Origin of the sequence: Paenibacillus castaneae (assembly GCF_002884445.1) — a bacterium.
In the GTDB taxonomy this organism is placed as follows: domain Bacteria; phylum Bacillota; class Bacilli; order Paenibacillales; family Paenibacillaceae; genus Pristimantibacillus; species Pristimantibacillus castaneae.
Genome location: NZ_NJAR01000017.1, coordinates 1 through 1,782, shown reverse-complemented (window position 1 = coordinate 1,782; position 1,782 = coordinate 1). Strand labels below are relative to the sequence as shown.

The following is a 1,782-nucleotide window of genomic DNA, read 5'->3' as shown; positions in this document are numbered from 1 at the left end:
TGAACTCCCTCAGTACGATTCAATTTTCTCACAAATACTCGCTTATTCGCAGGATTTCACCCTTGCCGGAAATGCGGAAAGATAGTAGAGAAAGGTAGTTGAAGACCAGGTCAACATGAAGGCGTGAGGAAATAGAGGGGGAGGTTGCAAGCCCCATATCCTTCCATATACTGCACGCATTCTCCACGCTGCCCCTGGAGGTTATCACTCCCATGTCTCAACGGGTCTTTGCCCTCTCATTCCTTCGTTACGCCTGTCCAAGGGGTGGAGGCCGGTCTTGCTAACGTTACGGGTCGGTGCCCTTTGGTTCAATGCATCCGGTACTCCGTGCTTTCTTTGAAATCCTACGAATAAGCCAAAATTCGTACGACGAAACGGTTAAATTAAGCTTAAGCTGCTAGTTGAATTGGCATCGTTTTATGAGGATGGTATGCCTCGTTGCTACGAGCCATTCCAACGAGTATTCGTGCCAATTTACCGCATAGTTTCATCAGAGACCTCATTTTCTTCATCTTTTTAACCTGTACATTGTACGCATGCATGGCTTTGAACTCTGGGTTGTTCCCAACCAAACTTATGGTCATCATGAAAATGAAGCGACGAAGGCGCGATCGTCCGCGTTTACTAATCTTCATCTGACCCGTCCATTTACCTGAGCTTGCTTCTGCAAGGTTGAGACCAGCATGGCGAAGCAGTGCATTACCGTGAGTGAAGCCACTTAAATCCCCAGCCTCACCGAGAATACCTGCGAGTGAAATGGCGCTAATCCCTTTGACCGCAAGCATAGATTTAGCAAAAGGAATACGGTCTAAGACTGCCGTAATCTCTGCCTCTACGACTTGCAGCTGTTGGCAAGCCAGGTCGTATTCAGCCAGAAGTTGCGTTAAGTGGAGCTTGTACGCATGCGTTGCCTGCTTAGAGCCAACAGAATGACGAGCAAGCGCAATAAGGGTCTGAGCTTTCTTGTTCCCGGGTTGACGTTGCATAATGGATTTCCAGCCACTCACCACGTCCTGAGGCGCTAGCCTTCTCAGTTCTTCAGGCGTTGGGAAAAGACGTAGTGTTGCCAATGCCCCCCTGCACAACAGGTTCTTAAATACTTGTCGCAGCTCAGGGAACACTACGTCAACCCAGCGATGGATTTGGTTTTTAGCGCTTACGAGTCTCGTCACAACAGAGTCGCGGTTTGAGAGATAAACACGCAGCTCTTCAAAAGCCTCAGGCGTGCTACGAATAAAAGAGTAATAACCGTTTTTGACCATGTCTGCGATGACGAGAGCATCCTTTTTGTCGCTCTTCGATGGTGTATTGTCACGGTTTTCTTTATTCTTTTTCACGAGATGAGGATTAACAAGAACAACTTCGAATTGTTTCTCGAATAGCCATCTAGAGATGCTTAGCCAGTAATGCCCCGTCGGTTCCATGCCGATAATTGCGAAGTTAAGGTTATGGGCTTCTTGCAACGATTGAATCCAGCGAAGAAGGGCCTGAAATCCTTCTTCATCATTAGAGAAAGATAGCGGATTGCCAATTGCGATCCCGCGGAAGTTTACTGCACGAGCGACATGCGTTAGTTGTGCAATGTCGATTCCGACGACGAGATGCTGAGGGGTAATTTTTTCAATGAGTTGATTTTGTTTGTCTTGGGCTTTAAACTTCATATTAGAGCGTCCTCCTGGATGATGGGATTTTAAGGGCTTTGACCCGTTGCGTACTCCCATCGTACCGAGGCGCTCTTCTTTTTGCAAAGCTGCTAATTAACGCTCTACAGGAATGCTAACG

General features: G+C 47.4%; 1 protein-coding gene. It reads right to left on the bottom strand.

The features are described 5' to 3' along the window. Positions 1-389: 389 nt before the first annotated feature. Positions 390-1,661, bottom strand: a complete 1,272-nt coding sequence (locus tag CEF13_RS28460) for an IS110 family RNA-guided transposase (protein ID WP_102711500.1) — start codon at positions 1,659-1,661, stop codon at positions 390-392. Between the last annotated feature and the right edge of the window lie 121 nt (positions 1,662-1,782).